Here is a 26,020-nt window from a genome sequence, read left to right on the forward strand (position 1 = left end):
GACCAGTTACCAGTTACCAAGCTTTTAGTTACGTTTATTGACCGCCAACTTGTTTATGAATCGTTACTTTTGTGCTGAGGCGTCACGTCAAGCAGGGGAAGATCCAATTGGATGGGCAAGTTTTGATGAAATCTTTGTGATGATTGAATGTCCGCCGCCTTGGAGTACAAATGAGTTTGAGTCTAAAGCCGCACCTGCAACTCTAATTTCTTTGGTAGATAAACTCGATAACGCTGAAGTATCTATCAGGATAGTGTTAATTTATGGTGAAGCACCCCAACAAAGTCCACACTTAATTATCTTTCGCCAAACACCAGGAATTTCTAACAGTTATTGCAAACAAGAAGCACAATTTTCGGATATTTATGCACTGGTGCAAGCAATACCAGATTACTTGAGCGATTCGACACTCGGTGCTAATGCGACACCAACACGAGATATTTTAGTTTGTACGCATGGTAGTCACGATCGCTGCTGTGGGAAGTATGGCTATCCTTTTTATCGGCAAGCTTTGGCAATTGTACGCGATTTAGGTTTAGAAAATGTCCGAGTTTGGCAATCAAGTCACTTTGGCGGACATCGCTTCGCGCCTACAATCCTTGATTTTCCTGATGGGCGTTGTTATGGAAGACTGACGCCAGCAACTTTTCTGTCAATTTTGACTCGTCAGGGTGATATTCAAGCGTTGAAAAACGTCTATCGCGGTTGGGGAATCCTTGCCGGTTCTGAGTACCTGATCGCATCCCAGGTGATGGAACGCGAATTGATGTTACAACACGGTTGGGATTGGTTTAACTACAAAATTGCCTATCGTATTGTTGAAGAAAGTGCAGATGCCGTCTTTAGTCGAGTTGAATTCACTGTTGTTAAGCCAGATGATTCAATACAATGCTATCAAGCTGAAGTCATAGAAGATGAAGGTCGGGCGCTTTACATAAGCGGAGATTGTGACGGTGAAGTCGAAAAACTACCACATCGCATTGTCAAAAATTTAGTTGAAATTGAGGTTTGAGTGTTAGGAGCGATCGCACATTACAGCCGACGAAAACTGATCGCATTGAGTATTCTCACCTGCTTGCTAGTAACGGCTTGTGGCACAATTCAACAAATTGATTTTTCTAACTCTTCTTTATCAGAAAACTGCCAAATTATCAAGCACGACATAGGTGAAACTGAAATCTGCGGTCAACCTGAAACGATTGCGGTACTGAGTCCGCCACTACTTGATATTTTATTATCACTGGGAATACAACCTGCGGCGTATGCAGAAGTCAATCCGTTACGCGATCGCATCTTCACTCGCCCTAGTACACAAATTCCGTATTTAGGCAAGCGCGTCACAACTCAGCCTGTTAATTTAGGCGATCGCAATAATCCTTCCATAGAAACACTGCTGCAACTCAAACCTGACTTGATTTTGGGTGAAAATTACCTTGAAATTAACTACGAACTATATTCTAAAATTGCCCCTACACTACTGTATGAGGTACAAGGCGATCGCTGGCAACAAGTTATTTTGCAAGTTGGTCAAGCTTTAGGACGCGAAGCACAAGCACAGCAAACACTTACCAATCATAATCAGTGGCTTGCACAAATCAAAGCGCAATTAGCGCCTATCGTTGCGCAGCAGAAGATCCTTGTATTGGGCTTTGCTAACGAAATTTCTAGTTCTTTCTTATTTGATCGCAACGATTTTGTCTGTAGCTTACTTACAGATCTAGGTTTTCAAGTTGTCAATCCTGAAGAAGAACGTAGTAGCGGTATCTTTTCGGTGGAAGTGTTACCGCAAATTGCCACCGATGCAATTTTAGTATTGCCTTCAGGAGAAAATACGATAGAGAATGCTAAACGTCAATGGAGTCAAAATTCAATTTTGCGATCGCTTCCCGCAGTCCAAAATCAAAAAGTTTATTTCATCGACTATCAACTTACCCGTATTCGCGGACCAATTGCTGCTGAAGTCTTGATTAATCGAATACAAGAACTATTACAAGCAGATAAAATAAAAACAAATCCATAATAGGTAGTCTTGATGGCAAGCCAACTGAAGCAAACCAAAGCGCTACAACCGATGGTATCTTGCGAAGCTTGCCCGACGACTTTCAGCTAGAAGAAAGACGAATCAGTAGAGAATACAGGTCAACCAATTTTGGTTGGTGCGTTGCGTGAAAGCTTAGAAATCAGTGGTTTTATCCAACCTCAAATGTTGATGGCATCGAATTTTGGTCTGCGTGCAATTGTACAATGGGCAATTCATTGTTAAAGCACCAGATTGGGTTTATGTTCCTCGGTGGGATGACGGAGGCAATGTGTTACCTTGGGCGGTAGAACTGATTGAAAGTAAACGCCAACGCGCTGAAATTGAACGTCAGCAAAAAGAACAATTGATCGCTTTTTTGCAATCTCAGGGCATTGATCCGAATAATTTGCCCATAGATTAAACATGACTTCCCTGCTCATTTTGTTGATAGTGCATGCGTTGTATTTTTGAGCAAAAACTTGACTATTATTGATAAATAAGAATAAATTGCATTTAACTAAAAATAAATTTATCTGTTATTGCGGACACGAAAGGAGCCGTCTGTGACAATTACCCTCTTGGAAAGGGAATACGATGAACTGTGGCATAACAGTCACCTTCTGGAATTAGAGCCTTTTGAAACTGTGAAAAAATGCCCTGAGCAATTGGGTACTGGTTATCAAAGATGGATTTTTCTCAATGGAATTGACTTGTTAATTCATGACTACGAATTTTGTGATGACCTTGCCATTGTGCAAGAAGAAGATCCTGGCTGCATTGAATTTGGATTTCAGGTGTTGGGTAACTACCAATACCGCAATCGCACTCGACATAGCGGACAAAATTTTGTGGAGTGGGGTGCAATGCAAAAGGCGATCGCTCAAAAGTCGGCAGGGAAAATTCTCCAAGTAGACATTCATCTCGATTCGCCGGAACTCCTACACTGCTTTTGTACATCTGGATCAGATTCTCTACCTTTAGCCATTCAACGGCTAATCGCGGGTAACGAACAGCCTTACGATCATATCGGTAGCATTACACCAGCGATGAAGTTGGTGCTTGAGCAGATTCTTAACTGTCCTTATCAAGGTGCAACGAAGCAGATGTATCTTGGGGCAAAGTGTTTAGAACTGATTGCGATGAAGATTGGGCAACTGAGTAATGTTAACCATAAGATTTACCCTCGCTTAAGCCGCAGCGAAATTGACCAAATTCATCAAGCAAAAGACATTATCACGCAGAATTTGTGCGAACCACCTTCTTTACTCTCGCTAGCACGGCAAGTTGGTTTGAATGACTGTACGTTGAAACGCGGATTTCGCCAAATCTTTGGCACGAGCGTTTTTGGTTACTTACACGATCGCCGGATGGAATATGCGCGTCAGCTGTTGGAAGAACAAGCAATGACAATTACAGGCGTCGCGGCGATGGTTGGTTATGCCAATCGCGGACATTTCGCGGCTGCATTTCGCAAAAAGTTTGGCGTGAGTCCGAGTCATTATTTATCGCAACATGGCAATAGGTAATCGGTAATAGCAGAACTGTTAGCAGTTTTCACTTGCTTACTTAACAAATTCCGTTTTGGGATCTAATCATTCCGCTTTGAGTCGCATCACTACGCAGAACGCTTTAATATTTTGATCTGAATTAATTAGGAAAGTTTTTCAACTTGTGGGTTAGGTGGGGAGTGATGGAGCGATCGCATTTTCGGTTTGTGGCAATAGTCAGTATTGTATCGGTGATGAGTACGCAGTCAATTCGTGCGCAAGAATCACCAACAGTGCAGCAAAAACCTGCAAAGATAGTTGCTGAGTGGTTAGCACAATCGCAACCAACTGTTATACAAGTGACAAACGTCGAAGTGAGTGCGACTGCTGAAGGCATAGAAATAGTTTTGCAAACCACAGCGGGAGAAATACCAACTCCGACAACCTCAGTTATTGACAATACCTTAATTGCAGATATTCCCAACGCAGTCTTGATACTTACTGATGCTGAACAATTTCAAGCGACTAACCCAACTTCAGGAATTACATCCGTTTCGGTAACAAATACAGAAAACAATCAGATTCGAGTCGCAATTTCTGGTGAGACAACTCCACCTGTAGCTGAAGTGATCACCGCAGATCGAGAACTTATATTCAGCGTGACTCCTGAAGCTGATACGGCAGAAGCACCAATCGAGATCGTTGTCACCGCAACCCGTACCCCCGAAGCTGTGCAAAATATACCACGTTCGGTAACAATCATCAATCGCGACCAAATCGAGCAACAAACAGCGTTACGAAGAGATTTGCAAGATATTTTGGCGCAAACAGTGCCAGGTTTAGGCGATGTTTCTCCCGATGGTAATACGTTTTCGCAACAATTACGCGGTCGGCGGGTGCAAATATTAATTGATGGTGTTCCAATTAAATCGAACCTTTCAACAGTACAAGCCAGAGACTATCGCAGTATTGCACCCGATGCGATTGAAAGAATTGAGGTTGTGCGCGGACCAACCGCGATTTATGGCGATGGTGGAACTGGTGGCGCGATCAATATTATTACCCGTCAAGCTGGCGATCAACAATTTACTTCGACTGCTGAAATCGGAATCGATGCCGCTGCGGGTGGAGGAAACTCATTTTTAACTGGAGACAGTTTCAGTAACTATCTGGAATACGGCTTTTCGGGAAATGAAGGCATTTTTGACTTTGTATTCAATATCTCGCGTAACGATGTCGGTGGCTTTTTTGATGCACAAGGATCGCGCATTCCGTTTGAAAGCGTCGCCGATACGGAAATATTTAATGTATTTGGTAAAGTAGGAGTTAATTTAAATTCGCAACAGCGGCTGCAAGTTTCGCTCAATCACTACAACGAAGGCGAAAACAGTACAGTTAGACCCGACGAAAGCATTCTTGATATTCCTGGAATTCAAAAAGCACGGGGAATCACCGTTCCAGATGTCGAATTTATCGGCGTTCCTGGTCGTGGTAATCGTAACACGGTCGCCAGTCTCAACTATACAAACGACGCACTTTTTGGCAGCCAGTTGCAAGGGCAATTATACTATCGTTTGAACTCGCGTAGCTCAGACGCATTCGACTTTCGAGATTTTGGCGATCCGATCCAGCAACAGCAGTTTGATAAAGAACAGTGGGGCGCACGACTTCAGATTCAAACACCATTATCGCCAGCAGCAAGTTTGTTGTGGGGTGCAGACTACTCGAACGAAAATATTAGACTTGATTTCAATTTTGGTGATGATGCCGAGTTTGATAATACACAAGGACGAGTGTTTCGTCGCGTCGGCGGCATATCGATTCCTTACGATTTTAGTAACTTAGGATTATTTGCGCAACTGCAATGGGATTTGAATGACCGTTGGTTAATCAGTGGTGGTGCTAGGTATGAGCGATTTAACTTGAGTGTAGATGATTTTCAAACTCCTTTTGTCCCCTATCGCAATATCACTGGCGGCGATCTCAGTTTCGACGATCTGGCGTTAAATCTGGGTACTCGATACCGCGTTACTGACGCAGTGAGTTTGTTTGCAAATTTTGCGCAAGGTTTTTCTGCGCCTGATTTTGGGCGTTTACTACAAGGTCCGCCCGATGAGTTAACTTCGATTGAAGATGATGTCAATGTGACGCAGCCGCAAAAAGTTGATAATTACGAAATTGGCGTTCGCGGCGAATGGACAAACGTTCAAGTATCACTCGCTGGATTTTACAATGAATCAGAATTAGGAACGCGATTAATTCCTGGTGCAGCCCTCGCCGAAATTATCCGCGTTCCCGAACGCATTTATGGCGTTGAAGCCACTATTGATTGGCAACCAGGGGGAAACTGGCAACTTGGCGGTACAGCGACTTGGCAAGAAGGTGAATTTGAAGAAGATGACGAATTTTTGGCGATTACTAGCGAACGCATTTCACCATTGAAACTGAGTGCATACGTTGAACACGAAACTTTACCAGGTTGGAGTAATCGATTGCAGTTACTTCTTGTAGGAAATCGCACCCGCGCCTTTAACGATGGAACCGAAGAAGTCCCGATCTCCGGCTACGTCACTTTAGATTACATTGGTAGCATTCAACTTGGACTAGGAACCCTCAGTATTGGCATCGAAAACTTGTTGAATGAACAGTATTTTCCTGTAACTTCTCAATATTTGGGTGGCTTCTATGAACCAGACAACATCGCAGCCAGAGGACGCACGCTGCGAGTCGGCTATCGCGTAACTTGGTAAAGCAGAAATAACCCCTCCCCTACTCTTCCTTTGTGTTCTTCGCGCCTCTGTGGTTCGTTAATGTATAAACTCCTTGCCCGCATTCTACTCATCTTGTGTTTTACAGCCGCCTGCGATCGCACTCCTCCTAAATACACAACCAGCACATCTTGTCAAGACATCCAACACGAATTTGGTTCAACGCAAATTTGCAAGACTCCTCAAAGAGTCATTGCCCTTGATCCGCGATCGCTTGACTTGTTACTTTCGCTCGACGTTCAACCCATAGGCTATGCTGAAGATGCCAGAGTTTTACTCAAGACTCCGCAATTTGAGACGACGATTGATGTTAAATATTTAGGCGATCGCATTACTACTAATCCTGTATACGTGGGGACTTGGCAAGCACCATCACAAGAATCGGTATTAAAACTCAAACCCGATTTAATTCTGTTGGGGTACGGCGGCGAACAATCGCTGTACATGAATTTTTCCCAAATCGCCCCAACATTACCTTTATCGCAAAGCGATCGCCACTGGCAAGAAGATTTACTAACGCTTAGTCGAGTTATGAATCGCGCACAACGGGCGCAACAAGTGATTCAAAACCACAATCAGCGAATTGCAGACACGAGAGCAAAACTGAAGGCTGTCGCAAAACAACAGCTATTACTGTTATCAATCTCAGGATTGGACAGTATTGAAGTCTTTACCGAAGAAACTTTTGCCGGTAATCTCCTCACAGAACTTGGATTTGAGTTAGTTGTTCCCAAACTACCTGTGCGCTATGGTGCAATACCGACTTCTCTAGAAATTTTACCACAGCTAGATGCAGACATTGTCATTGTGATGGCGAGTGGAGATAGTACAGTTTCACAGATCCAAAAACTTTGGGAACAAAGCCCCGTGTTGCGATCGCTTCCGGTTTATCAAGCAAATCAAGTACATTTTGTTGACTATCATCTCTGGAGTCGAATCACAGGACCAATTGCCACTGAGTTGATTACTAAGCAACTCCAGCAAATATTAAGTATATAATCCCGTTACTTACCGCGAGTGTTCCCACTTCCAAAAGTAGCTAGAAAATAAATTTGTGATGACGTGCGCCACGATTGGTACTAATAAGTTACCTGTATATAAAGCACTACACCCTAGTAAGAATCCTACAGCTGTTGCCCAAATAACATAAGGCCATTGCTCAGTTCCACTGAGGTGAAGAACGCCAAAACAAAGGCTTGATACAATCACCGCAACCAGATTCAAACCGAATGCGGGTAGCATGACACCACGAAACAACAATTCTTCGCTGAGTCCTGGAAGTAGCCCTACCCAAATTAAATCAGCCCAGTTTAAAGGCTTGAGAACCAATTCCAGGTAAAAATTGGCACTACGGCGATATGCTGACCAAATGCGGTAAACTACCCAACTTGCGATCGCAATTGTTAACGCGACAGCAAACCCCTTCAGCAAAGCTGTTATGGTAAATTGCATAGGTAGTAAAGCAAAATTACCAAATTGCAGCCATAGCTTAGAAACAATTAATAACAACAACGCGGTGACACCCATAGCAATTAAGATCTGGGTACGCGACAAGGGCTGAATGTTCGGGTCAAAATTTTGTTTTTCGGTCACTGTCTTAAAGGGCGAAGGCTTGTACCTGGCATCGTTATGTTATGTCGATAAGTGATGCATCGATGAAATAACAGGGCTAAGTGCAGTAGGTGCAATTCCTGCTTTGTGAGTCGCTAAAATACCTATTGCTTCTAGGTAAGAGTTTACACATGTTGTTTTCAGTCCTAAAGGTTCTGGAGGAACATAAAGTTGTGTTTGATTTTCTTGTACTGTAACGATTTGCACCTTTGATTGACTAAGACTTAAAACTGCGCTACCACCACAAGCAGTTGCAGGAATAATAACAGCGTCAACTTGATTTACCCAAATGTCATGTGGTGCCGATTGATGTTGTGACGTAACGAACTGTGGGGCGCGGCTTAAGCCTACAAGTACACTAGGTAAGAAGGTATAGCCAATTTCTTCTGCAGCAGAACGTGGTGAGATATCAGGATCGAGGGGTAGCGGTAACAAAGCGGGTGCATGGGCACAAGGAACCTGAAATTCACGGACGATTAAATGACTAATGACAGCTTCGGCACCCGCAAGCGGGTCAATACCTTTGCCGTGACGATATTGTTGTAGTGCAGGACTGTCCATATCATCAGGAAAACGGGCAACAACAGCGATCGCATCTACTCTTGCTTTACTAATTAAAGTCTCTGCTGCACGCAGTAAAGTTCCCGAGTTTTGAATCGTACCCCAACTTGTCCCTGAATCTGAAGTACGTAATTCTACGTTTATTGGCGCATCAGTAACAACATAATCGAGTAAATTTAGTCCGAGAGTAGCACGAGTTGCTTCTGCAGCTTGAAGTTGCCGTAATCGGAGATCTGGCTCAATACCTTGGTCTAAGATTAAACCAATACGGTTTTGATGCACCGGACGCAAACCCCAATATCCTGCAGCAAATTGATCGAGTCCATAGCCTTCTACATAGAAAGCATTAGGCAAAGACCAGTATAGTTGTGCGCCATTGAGAACATTCGGGTGAGTAATCAGGCGATCTGCAACTGAGGCGATCGCCCGCGCTACTGGTATAGCATCTCCGGCATATCCACCAATTGCGGCACCAATACCAGTTGGTATAATTAAGATAACAGTGTAAGGACGCTGGTTCACGCAGGTTTTGAGTTAATCATCTAAAGTAACAACGGCTTCGACAGTAGCTGTTTGTCGTTGGAGATCCAAAGCTGTAATTGCCCAGCGCAGCGGTTCCCCTGATAAGCGTAATTCTGCCTCAATTACTTTAGAAAGCAGCGCTGGAGAATCGTGAAATTTGACTTCAGTGGTAATAAAATGCGTAGTCATTTTTACTTACCCTTATTAACTGCGTTGAAACTGACCAAACTGTAAGTCGTACACTTCGTCTTCCTTTTCTGTCTCAATCTTTAGATTTGAGCGTGGATAGGAAACACAGAGTAAGGCGTATCCTTTTTGCTGTAGCTCAGGACTAAGACCCATACCGTCACCTTGTTCTACAGTACCTTCGACTAGTAAAGCAGCACAAGTAGTACAAACACCTGCGTTGCAAGAACTAGGCAGATCTAAACCAGCGGCACTTGCAGCACGTAAAATGATTTTGTCTTCGGGGACTTCAATTGTATGCGTTTGACCTTGGTGTTGAATTTGAACAGTATAAGTTTGAGGCATAGACTAAAAAACCGTTTTACTAAATGCCGATTGAACTACGTAATGTCAGCCATAATTTATTACTAATAAGTCATTGTATCCTGAGCAATTAGCTATTGGCTTGTTAGGGCTTAGTAAGCCTTGCACCATAGTGAACCCATGACTTCTATAGAAAAGAAAACGCGCAGCATCTTTATTCAAGCTACCGACTTTCAGATCGTGGAGTTCAGCTAATAGCTAAAAGCTAATCACCAATCGCTTTTTTTGATAGACCGTATCATGGTCAACTGTAATTGTGGTAATGCGGCGTTAACCTTGCACTAAAAAGACAAAATGCCTGATTTAATGGAGATGAGAATGCTGGAAGAATATCAGCAACACGTTGCCCAACGGCAAGCGATGGGAATTCCCCCTTTACCTTTGGACGCCCAGCAAATAGCGACTGTGTGCGAACTACTCAAAGCACCACCAGCAGGGGAAGAGGAAACTTTATTGCATTTGTTACGCGATCGCGTTCCTCCTGGGGTCGATCCCGCAGCATATGTGAAAGCAGGATTTCTGACAGCGATCGCTAAAGGTGAAGCAACAAGTCCCTCAATTTCTCCCATCTACGCAGTTGAACTGTTAGGCACAATGATGGGTGGATACAATGTGCGATCGCTTGTTGAGTTTCTCTCTAGTGATGATGAAGCGTTAGCAACTGCCGCGACAACGGCTTTAAGTAAAACTTTGTTAGTTTATGACGCTTTTCATGATGTTGAGGAATTAGCAAAAACAAATTCCCACGCGCAAGAAGTTATGCAATCGTGGGCAGATGCAGAATGGTTTACAGCGCGATCGCCTTTACCAGAAGTAATCACTGTCACAGTTTTTAAAGTACCAGGCGAAACCAACACTGACGATCTTTCACCGGCTACGCACGCGACGACACGCCCTGATATTCCCTTACACGCGCTAGCAATGCTAGAGTCACGGATGCCAGATGCGTTAGATACAATTGCCCAACTCAAACAAAAAGGGCATCCTTTAGCATACGTTGGTGATGTTGTTGGTACAGGTTCCTCGCGAAAGAGTGCAATCAACTCGGTATTATGGCACATTGGGCAAGATATACCTTATGTTCCCAACAAACGTGCTGGAGGCTATGTTTTAGGAAGTGCGATCGCGCCAATTTTCTTTAACACAGCCGAAGACGCAGGGGCTTTACCAATTCAGTGCGACGTCACCAAGATGGAAACTGGTATGGTTATCACCATCTATCCATACAAAGGTGAAATTACCAACGAAGCCGGAGACGTCATTTCTACTTTCAGACTGACACCCGACACAATTACCGATGAAGTTCGCGCAGGTGGGCGTATTCCTCTACTCATTGGACGTACTCTCACCGACAAAACGCGCATGGCGATGAAATTAGAACCGAGTTCTGTATTTATTCGTCCTCAACAGCCTACAGATACAGGTAAAGGTTATACTCTCGCACAGAAAATGGTAGGTAAAGCGTGCGGATTACCTGGCGTTCGCCCTGGAACATCATGCGAACCGATTATGACAACGGTTGGTTCTCAAGATACTACAGGACCAATGACTCGCGACGAACTTAAAGAACTCGCGTGTCTCGGCTTCAGTGCAGATCTAGTGATGCAAAGTTTCTGTCATACCGCAGCATATCCAAAACCCGTAGATATTAAAACCCATCACGAACTTCCTGATTTCTTCGCGTCGCGGGGTGGCGTTGCCTTGCGTCCTGGTGATGGCATTATTCACTCATGGCTGAATCGGATGCTGTTACCCGACACAGTGGGAACAGGCGGTGACTCCCATACACGTTTTCCCTTGGGAATTTCTTTTCCTGCTGGTTCAGGATTAGTTGCGTTTGCGGCGGCTTTGGGTGTAATGCCATTAAATATGCCAGAATCAGTGTTAGTGCGGTTTAAGGGTGAGTTACAACCAGGTGTGACATTACGTGATATCGTTAATGCGATTCCTTATGTCGCCATGCAAAAAGGTTTACTCACTGTTACCAAGGAGAATAAAAAAAATGTCTTCTCTGGACGCATTATGGAAATCGAAGGCTTGCCTGATTTAAAAGTCGAACAAGCGTTTGAATTAACCGATGCGACAGCAGAACGCTCTTGCGCAGGTTGTACAGTTAAATTGAGTGTCGAGACAATTTCTGAGTATCTGCGTTCTAATATTGCGCTGATGAAAAATATGGTAGCGCGGGGTTATCAAGATGCACGGACAATTATGCGTCGCGTTGCCAAGATGGAACAATGGCTAGCAAATCCAGTACTTATGGAAGCGGATGTAGATGCGGAGTATGCAGAAATTATTGAGATTGATTTGAACGAAATTAAAGAACCAATTGTTGCCGCACCCAATGACCCTGATAATGTCAAGTTGTTATCTGAGGTTGCCAACGATCCTGTACAAGAAGTCTTTATTGGTTCGTGCATGACAAATATTGGTCATTACCGCGCTACAGCTAAAGTACTAGAGGGCGCAGGTTCAGTGCAAACTCGATTGTGGATTTGTCCTCCTACCCGCATGGACGAAAATCAACTGAAAGAAGAAGGCGTTTATGGTGTCTTTGGTGCGGCTGGGGCGCGAACAGAAATGCCTGGTTGTAGTTTATGTATGGGAAATCAAGCACGAGTTGCTGACAAAACAACAGTGTTTTCTACCTCTACACGGAACTTCAACAACCGCATGGGTAAAGATGCACGAGTTTATCTTGGTTCTGCTGAATTAGCCGCAGTTTGTGCGTTACTGGCACGGATTCCCACAGTAGAGGAATATATGGATATCGTGGCACACAAGATTCATCCATTTGCAGATAATTTGTATCGCTATCTCAACTTCGATCAAATTGCTGGTTTTGAAGATGAAGGAAGAGTGATTCCTCTGGAAGAAATGCCTAAGATTGAGGATATTTTAGGAATTCCCGCAGGTACATTATCTTAAACAATAGAGTTACACTGCCCACTTGTAAGTGTAAATAACACCTGAATCTACATGTTTTTAGCCTACAAATGTAGGCTTTTTTCATATAAATCCATCTATGGTTAGGCTTTATTTGTGTAAGAAGCTAATTATTCTTAAATGGAATTATCCGCTGTGTTAAGTAAGAATGAAAGCTTCAGAAACGACTCTCCGCAATTTACTAGAAGGTACAAAACAGTTTCAAATCCCACTTTTTCAGCGACCATATTCTTGGAAAAAAGAGAATTGGGAAACGTTGTGGGAAGACTTGATGAGTCTTTACAGAGAAGAAATTAAAGGATTTTATTTTCTCGGTCCAATAGTAACTCAGGCTATACCTGGAACTGCAGATGGAATTTCACCATTTGTTGTCATTGATGGGCAACAACGCTTAACAACGCTGACGATTATCTTAGCAGTTTTGCGAAATCATCTCAAAAAATCTGATAAAAGCGTTGCAGACGAAGTACAGGAGTTGTACTTAATTAATAAATTTAAGAAAGATAATGATATCTACAAGGTATTGCCAACGCAGGGCGATCGCGCAGTATATCAAAGTATCATCACAGGAAAAACAGTTAAAGATTTGGGAAAAACAAGCTCAATCTACGAAGCTTATAAATTTTTTGAGGTCAAGTTTAAAAAGCCTGATTTGGAGGAAAACATTACTTTAGACTTTACTAAATTTAAATCAGTTCTTTTAGAACAAATTCTATTAGTAAATATTACTTCCGACGACAGCGATAACCCTTATCTTATTTTTGAAAGTTTGAACAACAAAGGAGAAGAATTAAGTCAAGTAGATTTAGTGCGTAATTATATATTCATGAAAATACCGACTAATGAGCAAAAAACTGTATATGATAAACTTTGGCTGCCTCTAGAAGAGAAATTTAAGCAAAATTTTAAAAAGAGAAAAGGTACTGATGATAATAGTAATGAATACGCACAAGAACTAACAAACGCATTCTGGTTTTATATTCGTAAAGATGGTAAAGCAATTAGTCAAAAGGAAGTCTATAAAGCTATCAAGCAAAAATTTGATTCTTCTCAAGTAGATACTATAAGTCAACTTGAAGAAATTATCCAGTTTGCTTATTACTACTTACGCTTGAACTTTGAAAATGAAGAACTAAATACCACTCTCAGGAGATGGTTTAAACGGTTAAAAAGGCTTGATTTTACGACTTGTCATATATTCCTGCTAAATATATACCGCGATTATGAGGAAGAAAGGTTGTCTTTAGAAGAGTTTGAGAAAATTATTAGATATTTAGAATCTTATTTTGTACGTCGCTGGATCGCAGGAATTTCTACTAAAGCCTTAGGCACTGTTTTTAATGATTTATATAATAAAGTCAAGAAAAATCCTAGCAACTTGGTCAATGGCTTACGTCAGACTCTTACAGAATTTAAAGCTAGTCAAATTTTTCCAGAAGATGCAAAGTTTCGCGAAGCTGTAATTCAAAAATCACTATATAGCAAAACTTCTGGAGTAAATGATAGAGTTAAGTTACTTTTAGAGAGTATCGAAGCAGAACTTAGTAAAGAGCAAGTTAATCCTGAAAATTTAACATTGGAGCATATTATGCCTCAAACTTTAGATGTGAAATGGAAAACAGTTTTAGGCACTAATCATAGCAATATCCATAAAAAATGGCTACATACTTTAGGTAATTTAACATTAACAGGTTATAATTCAGAGCTATCTAATAAAAGTTATGAAGACAAACTAAATTATTTACATACTAGCAACGTAACTTTAAACCAGTATTTTAAAAATATAGATACATGGAATGAGGAAGCAATTAAGAACCGTGCTGAGTACTTAGCTGATATAGCGCTTAAAATCTGGCTGCGATAATTGTAAGAGTATTCAGTTAGGTGTACTAAAAGATTTCTTTAATTTGACCAAGAAGAAGCTTGTTTGTTATTAAGTGATACTATTCGGTCTAGTCGAATTTCGGTGCCATCATCTACCTTCAAGAAATCAGCTTTATTTGCCGCATAAATATCTACAATTAGACCTTGTACTTTTACTAATTCACTTGGTACCTTTTGATACACAATCTGGCATTCTTTACGCAAGGTGGCTAATGCCTCTAACTGATCGTGAAAGTCACAATCAACTGGAACATAGGCGTCCATCGTTTATGTCTCCTAAATTAGGCTGATATCTTAAAATTATATTGACAAAAATATCAGCGATCGCGTGCTGGTCAACTCATCCCTTAATTCTCCTTCCTAGCGCTGAGATACATCCTCAAACAAGAGGTATAGAAGCGGGTTAGTTTCTGGTCACTAATGCTAAACCAATTCTCGATCGAGAAAAGTTTCTGTCTCTTCTTGTTTGTCTCTAATGTAGCTAAATACTCTTGCTGTAAACAGTGCATAAGCAATAGTCTGAGCATAGATATCTACAAAGCTATAATCTTGTTTGTTATCTGCAGTCAGTTGCAGTGTTTGCAGTAGCTCTCTTTCAGAACTTTCTAGCAGTTTATCCAAGGATTCATCTGTCTTTTCGGCTACATAAACTTGAGGTATTGCTGATTTAAGATGACGTGCAACTTCTCTAAATTTGATGGCTAGTTTACTCACAGTTTCTACAAGTTTGTAAAAACTCCCTTAACAAAGGAAACCGAAAGGACTGTTTTTTACTGCTAGTGGTTTAATTTCAATCGTGCATTCAATTCTTACTCATTGCAATTCATAGTTTGTCATGTGATTTTTTATCTTCAGTTAATAACACCAACGGTAATAGCACTATACTAGTGATATGTAATAATAGATACATTAATTTTCCTCTAATCTTAGACGTAGTGTGTGAACAAACTTACTCGTTTTTAATTATCTGTACCTTAATTAACATCTCTTTTAAAACAAACTACTTGATAGTGAATAATATAGATTGCTTTGTATCGTATTTATAAATAATAAAAATGCCCTCAGTACACTCACGGTAAAGAAATAAACCAGAAAAATTGCGGAGATTTTATCAAACTTTTAAAATAGTAGCGAGGCAAAAGCAGAAAATTTACTGAAATTAGATGGATAGTGGCTAAAAGAATTAAAAACTGGCAAATCAATTAAGTTGCTAGTTCAACTGAATATAATGTAAATTTTTCTACCTGCGGCAATTCTCATGATTTTGATTACAGAACGCCTTATCATTGAAAATCTACTATTTTTCACACTCGCTACGTCTTTTTTGATTTTCGCAGGTTGGTTGTGGCGACACGCTAAGCCTTTTAGCCTTCCTCAACCACTCCCAAACTGGTTTAAAGCTTGGTTTGCAACTGTCATAGTATTGGGAGTACTACTTCCATTAGTAACAATATTGTGGGCAGCGTCGCAAGGCGATCGCATTGTTGTGCTAGTGCTTGTTTCCTACTTTGTCATGCTGGGGTTACAAATTTTATCTGAAAGCTTGACAGTCAACCGTTTTCAATCTTGCGTATGGGTGACAATTCCTTGCTTGTACTTACCCTATCGTCTCTGGCAGCTATATAGTGGGTTAACACTAATAAACCTAGAAAATGACTTGTGGGTACAAAGCATATTAATCGCTGAGATGGTTTTATGGACGTTCAACTATGGCGTACACTTATCGCAAATTCCCTGGCTATTGCGCTGGGAGACTTCTCAAAATAATTAAATGTCTAACTTGACGGGCGAATTCGCAGCTTTATCTGCCGCTTTTTTATGGGCGATGGCTTCAGTCATCTACAGTCGTATTGGACAACAAATTCATCCACTCGAACTCAACTTGTTCAAAGGCGCGATCGCAGTTGTTCTCCTTCTTTTTACAATCCTCATTAGTGGTGACATACTTCCAGCATTAGCCCTTAATAATTATTTCCTCTTAATCCTCAGCGGAATGTTAGGCATCGGTTTAGGTGACTCTGCCTTTCTCACGGCGCTAAAATACCTCGGTGCACGCCGTACTCTACTCATAGAAACTTTAGCACCGCCCTTGACTGCAATTTTGGCATTGCTCTTTCTTCAAGAACAATTGAGTTTAGCTGCGTGGTGTGGTATTATTACGACTATTCTGGGAGTGGCGTGGGTATTAAGCGAAAGAGTACCTGGCACAAGTACACATCACTCAACACATTTATTACGTGGTATCGGTTTTGGGATTTTAGCGGCGATCGCTCTTTCCACAGGTGCTATACTTTCCCGTGCTGTCTTTGCAACAACATCTATTAGCTCGTTATGGGCTGCACTCTTGCGTTTGATGGGTGGTTTACTCATTTTGATACCGTGGGTAGGCATAAAACGCCGTTCTCAGGTGAAACTTCCCTCACTCCAAATTACAACCGCAATTTTCTTAGCATCTTTTGCTGGTACTTATCTAGGAATTTGGCTACAACAAACGGCAATAAAATTTACTGCAGCCGGAATTGCTTTAACACTGACAAATACTAGCCCTCTCTTTGTATTACCGATAGCCGCAGCAATGGGTGAGAGAATTAGTTTCAGGGCGATCGCGGGTGTTGGAGTTGCGATCGCCGGAATCGCCATTTTGTTTTATCTGCAATAATTAGTAATTTTCAAGACAAAATATCAGTGATTTTTGACCAAGCAGAATTTGATATTCGTTGTGAATGGGGTGAACAAGGCGTAATTAATCTTGCTCCAATAAGCGATGTACTAATTGTAGTCGATGTTCTCTCTTTCTCCACTTGTGTTGAAATTGCAAGTAATAACGGTGCAATAATATTTCCCTATCAATGGAAAGATAACTCAGCGTTAGATTATGCTTTATCTCTGAATGCAGAACTAGTTAGTAATGAGCGTAAACTCACTAATGGTTACTCACTATCGCCTTCCTCATTAGTCAATATTCCTGCAAATACTCGACTTGTTTTACCCTCACCGAATGGTGCTACTCTCACTTTAGCTGTACAACAGCAAGCACAGGTTTTAACGGGGTGTTTGAGAAACTGTGAGGCTGTTGCAAACTTTGCTCAGAAAAAAGGAAAGAGAATTTCTATTATTCCCGCAGGCGAAAGATGGAACAATGGAAGTTTAAGAATAGCTTTAGAGGATATGATTGGTGCTGGTGCAATTCTTAGCCACATGCAAGGAACATTTTCACCCGAAGCTAAAGCAGCTATCGCAGTTTTTCAGAGTACAAAAGACGCTCTTCTTTCAAATTTAAAAAGCTGTATTTCTGGCAAAGAATTAATTACTAGAAGGTTTGCTAAAGATGTAGAACTATCAGCAGCTTATAACATTAGTAAATGTGTTCCTCTATTTGCCAACAACGCATATACCAACATTATACATATCACTTGAATATGATAGCGCCCTCTACCCTGTCATATAGTGTAACCAATACATACCTTTTTCCTCTGCAATCAGATCGCTGTAGCTAAAAAAATACTTAACTAAGTATGTAAGAAATTACCTAGAATTCCTAGCGCAATAGTTTTCATTAAAATACTTGGTGAGTCTGCAAGCGGTGTTGACTCAAAATAGACAACAGTTGCGATCGCATCGCGTGTTATAAGTAATCGTGGATCGTCTCATAATGCTAATCGCACTCGAAACTCAAAGCAACCACTTGAATTATTTTGTAAATCAATATTACACTCATCATGTTAAATGCAAGTAAATCTCATTTAACTTGGAAGTTACTTGATCTAGAAATCACCTACTCTTACTTTGCGAGTATCTCTCAATACTCATTTTTGTAAGTTTTTAACACTTTTCGCTAACAGTGAGAAAGCAGTTTATACATCGTTTTTTAGTTTCAAATTTAATGTACTGCTAGACAGTCATTTTTATACAGTTGCTGATGTGTGAGAAACAAATTAATAATGGAAATACTAACAGCAGAAGAATATTGGCAAGCGCGGGAAGAAAGTATTAAATTAAATGGTAAGCGACGACTAAAATATGATAGATTTGATGAAATTTGGCAATGTAAAAATTAATTTTCTACAGATGTAGTTTATTTGCTTGAACTACATTCTGGTTTAGGTATATCAATAGGAAAACATATACATCATAGTGACTTAAACTACGTGTCTAATCTAAATCAAGGCTGTTCAGCAAAACCAAGTCTATGTTGTCGATTTCCAAACCTGGTATGGCTTTGATTTTCTTTCGGCTCATGCGGTACTCGATGATATTGAGAAGTACTTAGTCAATGCACCGTAAACTCTTATTCAGTAAGCGTTACTAGGATTTTGACAATAGAACTACTAGAAAATCAAATCAACTGTGCGATGTCACAGACCAGCCGCGTACTCTGCGAGAAGGCTTCGCCAATGCGTCTACGTATAATTTTCTTGACCAAATCAATTGTTTATGCATAGAAATCACATGACGAACTTGAAATGTAGCTTCCAACTAAACGCCTTGATGCAACCAAGCTTCTAAATCGGCGATTTGCTGAAAATCTAGTAATGCTTCAGCCAGATTTTCTAATTGTTCTAACGACAAAGATTCAATTTGCTGACGGACATCTGGCGGTAATTCTCCTATACGTCGGTTAAGTTGATGTAGCACAAGCGATCGCCCTTCCGCTAAGCGTCCTTGTTGTTCTCCTATTTGTTCTCCCTCAGCAAGAATTTCCTGATAAATGACGGATTCACGCATCATCCCCTCCCGAAATATTCTCTGTATTAATTCCTTGTTGTATTTTAACCCCGCCAATATTTGCGTATAGGCAGCTTCCGGTTTTTCGGCTTCAAGTTGATTCACTCGTTCCACAACTTGTTGCAATAAGATTTGGGGTTGTGTCGTTGCTGTTAAGGGCGCGAAAGGTAACAACGCTGGATCATTAAGGAATTGTGTGGCATTTTCTTTCCATATCCGAATCACGCGATATTCGTGACGAGTTGTTTCCACGTTGAACGAAGTTTCAATAATTGTGTCTGGTGCAGGTGGAAGTAATAAAACGACGACTTGCGTGATGGGTAGGCGATATAACCGATACAACCTTACCCAATAATCGAGCATTCATAATGGTAATGGTGGCGTTGATGCGAGTATGGTTTGAAATTCGAGGTGGAGAATGCGTTCTTGTAGCTGCAAAAATGTTACGTAATCAGCACGAATTGGTTCAATACTCAATTCAGTTTTGAGAACTTTAACTTCTGTTTGCGGTGTACCTAACACCCAACTAGCAGATGTTGCAGGATATTTTCGGATAGCAGTTTGCACAGATTATCAAAGGACATGAAAAACTGATGGCAATTAAATTAGGCATCGCCATTATCTCGTAAAGGTAGATTACGATTAGTAATAATGATTAAAATTCAACAAATTAGCCCACGTGACGCAACGGTTCAAGCGTTAATTGCAAAATTAGATAAACAATTCAAGAATGAGGGCGATCGCCCTTAAGACAAAAGCGATCGCATCCTAACCCAAACAGATTAAGCCCCCTCACGCAGTTTATCGAGGACACCGCGATCTTCTAAGGTAGAAGTATCTCCAGAAACTTCTTGCCCAGATGCGAGGTTGCGTAACAGCCGCCGCATGATTTTACCAGAACGAGTTTTTGGTAACGCATCGGTGAAGCGAATTTCACCAGGACGTGCGATCGCGCCGATTTCTTTGACAACGTGCTGCTTAAGTTCTTTACTCAGTTGTTCACTTGGTTGATACGTGCCTTCTAAAGTGACAAAAGCAACAATATCTTCTCCCTTTACCTCGTCAGGTTTACTGACAATTGCTGCCTCAGCAACTGCAGGATGCGATACTAGTGCTGATTCAACCTCCATCGTTCCTAAACGGTGTCCAGAAACATTGATTACGTCATCAACACGCCCCATTACCCAAAAATAGCCATCTTTATCACGTCTTGCACCATCACCTGCAAAGTAGACATATTTTCCATCTTGTGGCGGAATATGTTCCCAGTAGGTACGCCGGAAGCGATCGGGATCGCCATACACGGTGCGCATCATCCCAGGCCAAGGATGACGGACAATTAAATAGCCACCTGCATTGTCACCTACCGAATTACCTTCTAAATCAACAATATCTGCGAGAATGCCAGGAAAAGGACGTGTCGCCGAACCAGGTTTTGTCGGAATTGCCCCAGGTAGCGGGGTAATCATAATTCCTCCGGTTTCAGTTTGCCACCAAGTATCCACAATGGGACAGCGATCGCCACCAATGACGCGGTAGTACCACATCCAAGCTTCGGGGTTAATTGGTTCGCCTACAGTTCCTAACAAGCGTAGAGAAGATAGATTTCTAGCTTTAGGCAAATGTTCGCCCATTTTAATAAAAGCTCGAATTGCTGTTGGTGCAGTGTAAAAAACTGTCACGCCGTACTTTTCAATCACATCCCAGAAGCAACCAGGATTAGAGGAACGCGGCGCACCCTCATACATAACTGTTGTCGCACCGTTGGAGAGTGGACCATAAACAATATAACTGTGTCCAGTAATCCAACCAACATCTGCAGTACACCAATAGACATCTGTATCTTGTAGGTCGAAAATCCATTTGGTGGTCATATGCGTGTATAAATTATAACCCCCTGTTGTATGCACCACTCCTTTGGGCTTGCCAGTGCTACCCGAAGTGTAGAGAATAAACAGCATATCTTCACTGTCCATCGGTTCAGCAGGACAATCTGCTGAGACACTTTGCTGAAGATCGTGCCACCAATGGTCGCGTCCTGGTTCCATTTGCACTTCTTGTCCAGTCCGCCGCACAACAAGCACATTTTCTACGCTAGTAACATCTCCACCGGCTAAGGCTTTATCAACTTGCTCTTTAAGCGGAACTGCGGCATCTTTACGATAACCACCATCAGCAGTGATAACAACTTTAGCTTCTCCATCAATCAGGCGATCGCGTAGTGCTTCGGCACTAAAACCACCAAAGACAACAGTATGCGGCGCACCGATTCGGGCACAGGCTAACATTGCGATCGCAGCCTCCGGAATCATCGGCATATAAATTCCCACGCGATCGCCTTTTTGGACACCTAACTGCTTCAGTACGTTAGCAAATTGACACACTTCGCGGTGTAGCTGCGCATAGGTGAGTGTCCGCGAGTCACCTGGTTCGCCTTCCCAAATTAATGCGGCTTTATTCTTACGCCAGGTGGTGAGATGGCGATCGAGACAGTTGTAAGAAATATTGATTTTACCGTTGACAAACCACTTCGCAAATGGTGGCTGCCAATCGAGTATCTTGTCCCACTTTTGAAACCAGTGCAACTCTTGTTGGGCAAGTTCTGCCCAAAACTTTTCGGGATCGGCAGACGCTTTATCGTACAGTTGCTGGTATTCTTTTAAGCTTTTAATCTGGGCATTTTGAGAAAATTCAGCCGAAGGATGAAATAAACGTTTTTCTTGGAGAATTGATTCAATTGTGAGTTGAGACATATCTCTTAATCTTGGCATTGCTACTCAAAACCATTGTGCGCGTAGATTTGCTTGAAAGTGTTTTGAGTTTCTTTAAGCTTTAGAATTATTCCCCACAATACGCACGATCGCGATTGATTTTGCTAATTTTTGCTGCTTAATCCCCAGTTATGAATACTTAACTTATCAATCAAGGTACATCAGTTATTCTTGATTCAAGCCTTCAAGCTTATCTATATCTTCTATGAATTGAGGATTTCCTATCTAAAGGTAAATTTATCTACAGTGTAGCGATTTGTTAAAATTATTAAATTAAGCTGTCCAATAGTGTTGGTTTTGCTGTATTCAGGTGCGAAAAATTCTTAATGATAGATCAAGTTTTTGATTCTCCCTTTAATGTAGGGATTGAAGCAACTCTAGTATTAATTATCCTAATTTTTTTAGAGTCGGTACTTTCTGCAGACAATGCGATCGCGCTGGCAGCGATTGCTCAAGGATTAGAAGATAAAAAGTTAGAACGTCAGGCACTCAACTTTGGTTTAGTTGTCGCTTACATATTGCGGATTAGCTTAATCCTCACAGCTACCTGGGTAACAAAATTTTGGCAGTTTGAACTCTTAGGTGCTGCATATTTACTTTGGCTAGTATTTCAGTATTTCACTTCAGACGATAATCCGGAACATCAACATCATGGTCCACGCTTTGCTAACTTATGGCAAGCAATTCCTGTAATTGCATTCACCGATTTGGCATTTTCTTTGGATAGTGTGACAACAGCGATCGCAGTTTCGCAAGAAAAATGGCTTGTGATTACCGGTGCAACTATAGGTATTGTGGCGTTACGATTTATGGCTGGACTGTTCATTCGCTGGTTAGATGAATTTACCCATTTAGAAGATGCGGGTTATATTACCGTAGCGCTAGTAGGCTTACGACTGTTATTGAGAGTTATAGACAAAGACTTGGTTCCACCTGAATGGTTAATGATTAGTGCGATCGCCGCAATTTTTGCTTGGGGTTTTTCCCAGCGAACTAAAACTGAAGTCGCTGGAGATGAACGAGAAGAAAGTAACCCAGAAGCAGAAATCAGTGTTGTGCAAGTCGGAGAAGCTGAGGGAAATCAGAGGTGAGGAAGCCTCTTAAGCAGGAGAAATGGGGAGTTGTGAGTCCTCAGTGTTGAGCTTGAGAAGAGTTATGAGTTAAGAAAATTCTTTTAACTCATAACTCGCGCACTAGTCACTAGTCACTAGTCACTAGTCACTTTATTCACTCACCCCTCACCCCTCGTCAGCTACTCTCGAATCCAAGAAATTAAACTGGGTTGCCAACTGATCAGTTCTTCATCCTTAAACCACAGACTAATTTCCTGAGTCGCTGTTTCTGGAGCATCTGAACCATGAATGATGTTCCGTCCAATATCAATACCCAAATCTCCGCGAATTGTACCAGGTTCTGCGGTGAGTGGGTTAGTTGCACCAATCATTTTCCGCGCTGCGGCGATCGCACCACTACCTTCCCAAACCATAGCAATAACAGGACCAGAGGTAATAAAGTCTACTAATCCCGTGAAAAAAGATTTTTCTCGATGGATGTTGTAATGCTGTTCAGCAAGTTCGCGGCTGACTTTCATAAATTTTAAACCCACTAGGGTAAATCCTTTAGCTTCAAAGCGGCTAATAATTTCGCCGATGAGTCCACGTTGTATACCATCGGGCTTAATGGCTAAAAATGTGCGTTCCAAAGCTGTCTCCTGTGAAGATGAACAATAAAGCGATTTGCGTAAATGTGCTATCAGATTTTTCGCCCATTGTAGTAGCGCATCCAAAATCTCCTAAATTTAACTTCTAGTTAAATCCAGATTAAATTTGAATGCTGATAGTGCAGATGAATCGCTATGTAATAACAAAAATCAGATTATCTCAGAAAGTCTCTCTTAGTTCAGAATCCGCTTTGAATTAGATGAGTTAAACTGGCTATTCGTGGGTGAAACATACGAGGTCAAGACATAATGGGTGTTGAGTTAAGCACAAATTCAGCATTAGAGGGTCAGCCCCCTCTTGAACTCCAACCGCAGAAGCAAGAAGCTTCTGAAGGTAGAAAGGCGGCAAGCGATGGAAAAGCGGAACCAAACAACAAAAAATCCTCATCAAATCCGAAAACTGAACTTTTGCCGCGAAAAAAATGGAAAATTGAGGATAGCGAAGCCCTTTATCGAATTGATGGTTGGGGTGAACCTTACTTTTCTATCAATGCTGCTGGTCATGTTACAGTTTCCCCCAAAGGCGATCGCGGTGGTTCTTTAGATTTATACGAATTAGTGAACGCCCTGAAGCAGCGTAACTTATCCATGCCGTTGCTCATTCGCTTCTCTGATATATTGGAGGATCGGATTCAGCGATTGAATGCCTGTTTTGCCAAAGCGATCGCTCGCTATAACTACCCAGGTGTTTATCGTGGTGTTTACCCAGTCAAGTGTAACCAACAAAAACACTTAATTGAAGATCTCGTTCGATTTGGAAAACCTCATCAATTTGGCTTGGAAGCAGGATCTAAGCCTGAATTAATGATTGCCTTAGCAATGTTAGATACTCCTGGTGCGCTTTTGGTGTGTAATGGCTACAAAGATCGCGAGTATATTGAGATTGCCATGCTCGCAACACGCTTAGGGCAGACTCCCATCATTGTGATAGAACAAGTTGAAGAAGTTGATCTCGTGATTAATGCGAGTCGTCAGTTGGGAATTCGACCAATTTTAGGGGTGCGGGCAAAGTTGAGTACCCAAGGTATGGGACGCTGGGGAACATCAACCGGCGATCGCGCTAAATTTGGTCTGACGATTCCTGAAATCATTCAAGCTGTTGATAAGTTACGCGATGCTAATCTCCTTGAATCATTGCAACTTCTTCATTTCCACATTGGCTCGCAAATTTCAGCAATTAACGTCATCAAAGATGCAATTCAAGAAGCTAGCCGCATTTATGTCGAATTAGCCCAGCTTGGGGCAGATATGAAGTATCTCGATGTGGGTGGCGGCTTAGGCGTAGATTACGACGGCTCGCAAACCAACTTCTACGCCTCAAAAAACTACAATATGCAGAATTATGCCAACGACATTGTGGCAGAGCTAAAAGACGCCTGTGCTGAGCGGAAAATACCTGTACCGACATTGATCAGTGAAAGCGGTAGGGCGATCGCATCGCACCAATCAATTTTAATTTTTGATGTTCTCAGTACTTGTGATGTACCTTCAGTTGTCCCAAATCCACCACTCTCAGAAGAACCGCCGATTATTCACAACCTCTGGGAAACTTATCAATCAATTAACGTTGAAAACTATCAAGAAGCGTACCACGACATCACTCAATTTAAGGAAGAAGGCATCAACCGATTTAATTTAGGCATCTTAACGCTAAGAGAGCGTGCCAGGGTTGAGCGAATTTACTGGGCTTGCTGTGAGAAAATCACAAACATTACTCGTCAGCAAGAGTACGTGCCAGATGACTTGGAAGAACTGGAAAAAATCATGGCTTCCATCTACTACGTCAATCTGTCTGTATTTCAATCTGCGCCAGATTGTTGGGCAATAGATCAACTATTTCCCCTCATGCCAATTCACCGCTTGGATGAGGAACCTACACGGCGAGGTATCTTGGCAGACTTAACTTGTGACAGTGATGGAAAAATTGACAAATTCATTGATTTACGTGATGTCAAGTCAGTTTTAGAACTTCATTCTTTTAAACCTGGAGAACCCTACTACTTGGGAATGTTCCTCAGCGGCGCTTACCAAGAAATTATGGGGAATTTGCATAACTTGTTTGGTGACACCAATGCAGTTCATATTCAATTAACACCTAAAGGATATCAAATTGAACACGTAGTTAAGGGTGATACCATGACCGAAGTCGTGGGTTATGTGCAATACGACTCAGAAGATTTAGTCGAAAGTATCCGCCAGCGCACTGAGCAAGCACTCGAAGAAAAGCGAATTACGCTGTCTGAATCTCAACGATTGCTACAAACATATGAGCAGAGTTTGAGTCGATATACTTACTTGTCTCCATAAATAGGAGTAGAGGTGCAGGGGAGATATGAGTGTTGAGTGTTGAGTTATGAGTTATGAGTTTAAGAATGATATCCAACCAATCGTACGAAGGTTTGATATTCTTCAATTTAAAATAGTGCCATCCGGCACCTTTCTTCGCTTTCCAAAAC

23 protein-coding genes are annotated in these 26,020 nt (G+C 41.7%); 13 read left to right on the forward strand and 10 right to left on the reverse strand.

The window, feature by feature from the left end; all coding sequences use genetic code 11:
* Positions 1 to 55: 55 nt before the first annotated feature.
* The 6 genes from IQ230_RS00395 (at position 56) to IQ230_RS00420 (ending at position 7,274) form a co-directional block, all read left to right on the forward strand.
* Complete coding sequence (locus IQ230_RS00395) at positions 56 to 1,012, forward strand: sucrase ferredoxin (protein ID WP_193929752.1); 957 nt, start codon at positions 56 to 58, stop codon at positions 1,010 to 1,012.
* Entirely contained in the window at positions 1,013 to 2,020 is a 1,008-nt protein-coding gene (locus tag IQ230_RS00400; protein WP_193929754.1) for an ABC transporter substrate-binding protein, read from the forward strand.
* A gap of 211 nt (positions 2,021 to 2,231) precedes the next feature.
* The gene (locus IQ230_RS26280; RefSeq protein ID WP_228054454.1) at positions 2,232 to 2,441 is read left to right on the forward strand and encodes a hypothetical protein; all 210 of its coding nucleotides are present in this window, start codon (positions 2,232 to 2,234) and stop codon (positions 2,439 to 2,441) included.
* A gap of 142 nt (positions 2,442 to 2,583) precedes the next feature.
* On the forward strand, positions 2,584 to 3,546 hold the full coding sequence (locus tag IQ230_RS27605) for a helix-turn-helix transcriptional regulator (protein ID WP_193929756.1): 963 nt from the start codon (positions 2,584 to 2,586) through the stop codon (positions 3,544 to 3,546).
* A gap of 164 nt (positions 3,547 to 3,710) precedes the next feature.
* The gene (locus tag IQ230_RS00415; protein WP_228054455.1) at positions 3,711 to 6,257 is read left to right on the forward strand and encodes a TonB-dependent receptor domain-containing protein; all 2,547 of its coding nucleotides are present in this window, start codon (positions 3,711 to 3,713) and stop codon (positions 6,255 to 6,257) included.
* 60 nt (positions 6,258 to 6,317) lie between these two features.
* Positions 6,318 to 7,274, forward strand: coding sequence for an ABC transporter substrate-binding protein (locus IQ230_RS00420; RefSeq protein WP_193929758.1), 957 nt, complete (start codon positions 6,318 to 6,320; stop codon positions 7,272 to 7,274).
* A 9-nt stretch (positions 7,275 to 7,283) separates the two neighbouring features.
* On the opposite strand, the gene IQ230_RS00425 is transcribed toward IQ230_RS00420, so the two are convergent.
* The 4 genes from IQ230_RS00425 to IQ230_RS00440 form a co-directional block, all read right to left on the reverse strand.
* Positions 7,284 to 7,802: a CPBP family intramembrane glutamic endopeptidase gene (locus IQ230_RS00425; protein ID WP_193929937.1), complete on the reverse strand. Its 519-nt coding sequence runs from the start codon at positions 7,800 to 7,802 to the stop codon at positions 7,284 to 7,286.
* 105 nt (positions 7,803 to 7,907) lie between these two features.
* Positions 7,908 to 8,969 carry a DUF3326 domain-containing protein gene (locus IQ230_RS00430; protein WP_193929760.1) on the reverse strand — a complete coding sequence of 354 codons (1,062 nt, stop codon included), beginning with the start codon at positions 8,967 to 8,969 and terminating at the stop codon, positions 7,908 to 7,910.
* A 12-nt stretch (positions 8,970 to 8,981) separates the two neighbouring features.
* Complete coding sequence (locus tag IQ230_RS00435; protein WP_193929762.1) at positions 8,982 to 9,158, reverse strand: hypothetical protein; 177 nt, start codon at positions 9,156 to 9,158, stop codon at positions 8,982 to 8,984.
* Positions 9,159 to 9,173: 15 nt separating this feature from the next.
* A complete protein-coding gene (locus IQ230_RS00440; protein ID WP_099700548.1) occupies positions 9,174 to 9,500 on the reverse strand; it encodes a 2Fe-2S iron-sulfur cluster-binding protein in 327 nt (108 codons plus the stop codon).
* 336 nt (positions 9,501 to 9,836) lie between these two features.
* Between IQ230_RS00440 and acnB the strand changes: the two genes are divergently transcribed.
* The gene (gene acnB, locus IQ230_RS00445; RefSeq protein ID WP_193929764.1) at positions 9,837 to 12,446 is read left to right on the forward strand and encodes a bifunctional aconitate hydratase 2/2-methylisocitrate dehydratase; all 2,610 of its coding nucleotides are present in this window, start codon (positions 9,837 to 9,839) and stop codon (positions 12,444 to 12,446) included.
* Between the two features lie 166 nt (positions 12,447 to 12,612).
* On the forward strand, positions 12,613 to 14,328 hold the full coding sequence (locus tag IQ230_RS00450) for a DUF262 domain-containing protein (protein ID WP_193929767.1): 1,716 nt from the start codon (positions 12,613 to 12,615) through the stop codon (positions 14,326 to 14,328).
* A 38-nt stretch (positions 14,329 to 14,366) separates the two neighbouring features.
* Here IQ230_RS00450 and IQ230_RS00455 read toward each other — a convergent pair whose 3' ends face one another.
* The gene (locus IQ230_RS00455) at positions 14,367 to 14,612 is read right to left on the reverse strand and encodes a hypothetical protein (RefSeq protein WP_193929770.1); all 246 of its coding nucleotides are present in this window, start codon (positions 14,610 to 14,612) and stop codon (positions 14,367 to 14,369) included.
* A 159-nt stretch (positions 14,613 to 14,771) separates the two neighbouring features.
* Entirely contained in the window at positions 14,772 to 15,062 is a 291-nt protein-coding gene (locus IQ230_RS00460; RefSeq protein ID WP_193929774.1) for a hypothetical protein, read from the reverse strand.
* A gap of 544 nt (positions 15,063 to 15,606) precedes the next feature.
* Between IQ230_RS00460 and IQ230_RS00465 the strand changes: the two genes are divergently transcribed.
* Genes IQ230_RS00465 through IQ230_RS00475 form a run of 3 tightly spaced genes read left to right on the forward strand, consistent with a single transcriptional unit; the run spans position 15,607 to position 17,765 of the window.
* A complete protein-coding gene (locus IQ230_RS00465) occupies positions 15,607 to 16,119 on the forward strand; it encodes a hypothetical protein (protein WP_193929776.1) in 513 nt (170 codons plus the stop codon).
* On the forward strand, positions 16,120 to 17,007 hold the full coding sequence (locus IQ230_RS00470; protein ID WP_193929779.1) for a DMT family transporter: 888 nt from the start codon (positions 16,120 to 16,122) through the stop codon (positions 17,005 to 17,007).
* Positions 17,008 to 17,033: 26 nt separating this feature from the next.
* Entirely contained in the window at positions 17,034 to 17,765 is a 732-nt protein-coding gene (locus IQ230_RS00475) for a 2-phosphosulfolactate phosphatase (RefSeq protein ID WP_193929781.1), read from the forward strand.
* Positions 17,766 to 18,824: 1,059 nt separating this feature from the next.
* Here IQ230_RS00475 and IQ230_RS00480 read toward each other — a convergent pair.
* The 3 genes from IQ230_RS00480 to acs all read right to left on the reverse strand — a co-directional run bounded on the left by IQ230_RS00480 (position 18,825) and on the right by acs (position 21,826).
* Entirely contained in the window at positions 18,825 to 19,436 is a 612-nt protein-coding gene (locus IQ230_RS00480) for an Rpn family recombination-promoting nuclease/putative transposase (RefSeq protein ID WP_228054456.1), read from the reverse strand.
* Complete coding sequence (locus tag IQ230_RS26290; protein ID WP_228054457.1) at positions 19,437 to 19,640, reverse strand: hypothetical protein; 204 nt, start codon at positions 19,638 to 19,640, stop codon at positions 19,437 to 19,439.
* A 215-nt stretch (positions 19,641 to 19,855) separates the two neighbouring features.
* Positions 19,856 to 21,826 (reverse strand): acetate--CoA ligase, encoded by a 1,971-nt coding sequence (gene acs, locus IQ230_RS00485; protein ID WP_193929940.1) that lies wholly within the window; start codon positions 21,824 to 21,826, stop codon positions 19,856 to 19,858.
* A gap of 344 nt (positions 21,827 to 22,170) precedes the next feature.
* Here acs and IQ230_RS00490 point away from each other — a divergent pair, with 344 nt between their 5' ends.
* On the forward strand, positions 22,171 to 22,935 hold the full coding sequence (locus IQ230_RS00490) for a TerC family protein (protein WP_193929783.1): 765 nt from the start codon (positions 22,171 to 22,173) through the stop codon (positions 22,933 to 22,935).
* Between the two features lie 161 nt (positions 22,936 to 23,096).
* Here IQ230_RS00490 and ndk read toward each other — a convergent pair whose 3' ends face one another.
* Positions 23,097 to 23,546, reverse strand: coding sequence for a nucleoside-diphosphate kinase (gene ndk, locus IQ230_RS00495; RefSeq protein WP_193929785.1), 450 nt, complete (start codon positions 23,544 to 23,546; stop codon positions 23,097 to 23,099).
* Positions 23,547 to 23,813: 267 nt separating this feature from the next.
* Between ndk and speA the strand changes: the two genes are divergently transcribed.
* Positions 23,814 to 25,871, forward strand: coding sequence for a biosynthetic arginine decarboxylase (speA, locus tag IQ230_RS00500; RefSeq protein ID WP_193929787.1), 2,058 nt, complete (start codon positions 23,814 to 23,816; stop codon positions 25,869 to 25,871).
* The last annotated feature ends 149 nt before the right edge of the window (positions 25,872 to 26,020 follow it).

This window comes from Gloeocapsopsis crepidinum LEGE 06123, from assembly GCF_015207655.1.
Taxonomy (GTDB): Bacteria; Cyanobacteriota; Cyanobacteriia; order Cyanobacteriales; family Chroococcidiopsidaceae; genus Gloeocapsopsis; species Gloeocapsopsis crepidinum.

What these genes read in the sequence shown, in the direction of transcription:
- IQ230_RS00450 (WP_193929767.1), top strand. Translation starts at nt 12,613, where the DNA reads ATGAAAGCTTCAGAAACGACTCTCCGCAATTTACTAGAAGGTACAAAA.
- speA (WP_193929787.1), top strand. Translation starts at nt 23,814, where the DNA reads ATGGGTGTTGAGTTAAGCACAAATTCAGCATTAGAGGGTCAGCCCCCT.
- IQ230_RS00455 (WP_193929770.1), bottom strand. Translation starts at nt 14,612, where the DNA reads ATGGACGCCTATGTTCCAGTTGATTGTGACTTTCACGATCAGTTAGAG.
- acs (WP_193929940.1), bottom strand. Translation starts at nt 21,826, where the DNA reads ATGTCTCAACTCACAATTGAATCAATTCTCCAAGAAAAACGTTTATTT.
- IQ230_RS00440 (WP_099700548.1), bottom strand. Translation starts at nt 9,500, where the DNA reads ATGCCTCAAACTTATACTGTTCAAATTCAACACCAAGGTCAAACGCAT.
- IQ230_RS00425 (WP_193929937.1), bottom strand. Translation starts at nt 7,802, where the DNA reads ATGGGTGTCACCGCGTTGTTGTTATTAATTGTTTCTAAGCTATGGCTG.
- IQ230_RS00435 (WP_193929762.1), bottom strand. Translation starts at nt 9,158, where the DNA reads ATGACTACGCATTTTATTACCACTGAAGTCAAATTTCACGATTCTCCA.
- IQ230_RS00490 (WP_193929783.1), top strand. Translation starts at nt 22,171, where the DNA reads ATGATAGATCAAGTTTTTGATTCTCCCTTTAATGTAGGGATTGAAGCA.
- IQ230_RS00470 (WP_193929779.1), top strand. Translation starts at nt 16,120, where the DNA reads ATGTCTAACTTGACGGGCGAATTCGCAGCTTTATCTGCCGCTTTTTTA.
- IQ230_RS00465 (WP_193929776.1), top strand. Translation starts at nt 15,607, where the DNA reads ATGATTTTGATTACAGAACGCCTTATCATTGAAAATCTACTATTTTTC.
- IQ230_RS00395 (WP_193929752.1), top strand. Translation starts at nt 56, where the DNA reads ATGAATCGTTACTTTTGTGCTGAGGCGTCACGTCAAGCAGGGGAAGAT.
- IQ230_RS00480 (WP_228054456.1), bottom strand. Translation starts at nt 19,436, where the DNA reads ATGCTCGATTATTGGGTAAGGTTGTATCGGTTATATCGCCTACCCATC.
- IQ230_RS00415 (WP_228054455.1), top strand. Translation starts at nt 3,711, where the DNA reads ATGGAGCGATCGCATTTTCGGTTTGTGGCAATAGTCAGTATTGTATCG.
- acnB (WP_193929764.1), top strand. Translation starts at nt 9,837, where the DNA reads ATGCTGGAAGAATATCAGCAACACGTTGCCCAACGGCAAGCGATGGGA.
- IQ230_RS00420 (WP_193929758.1), top strand. Translation starts at nt 6,318, where the DNA reads ATGTATAAACTCCTTGCCCGCATTCTACTCATCTTGTGTTTTACAGCC.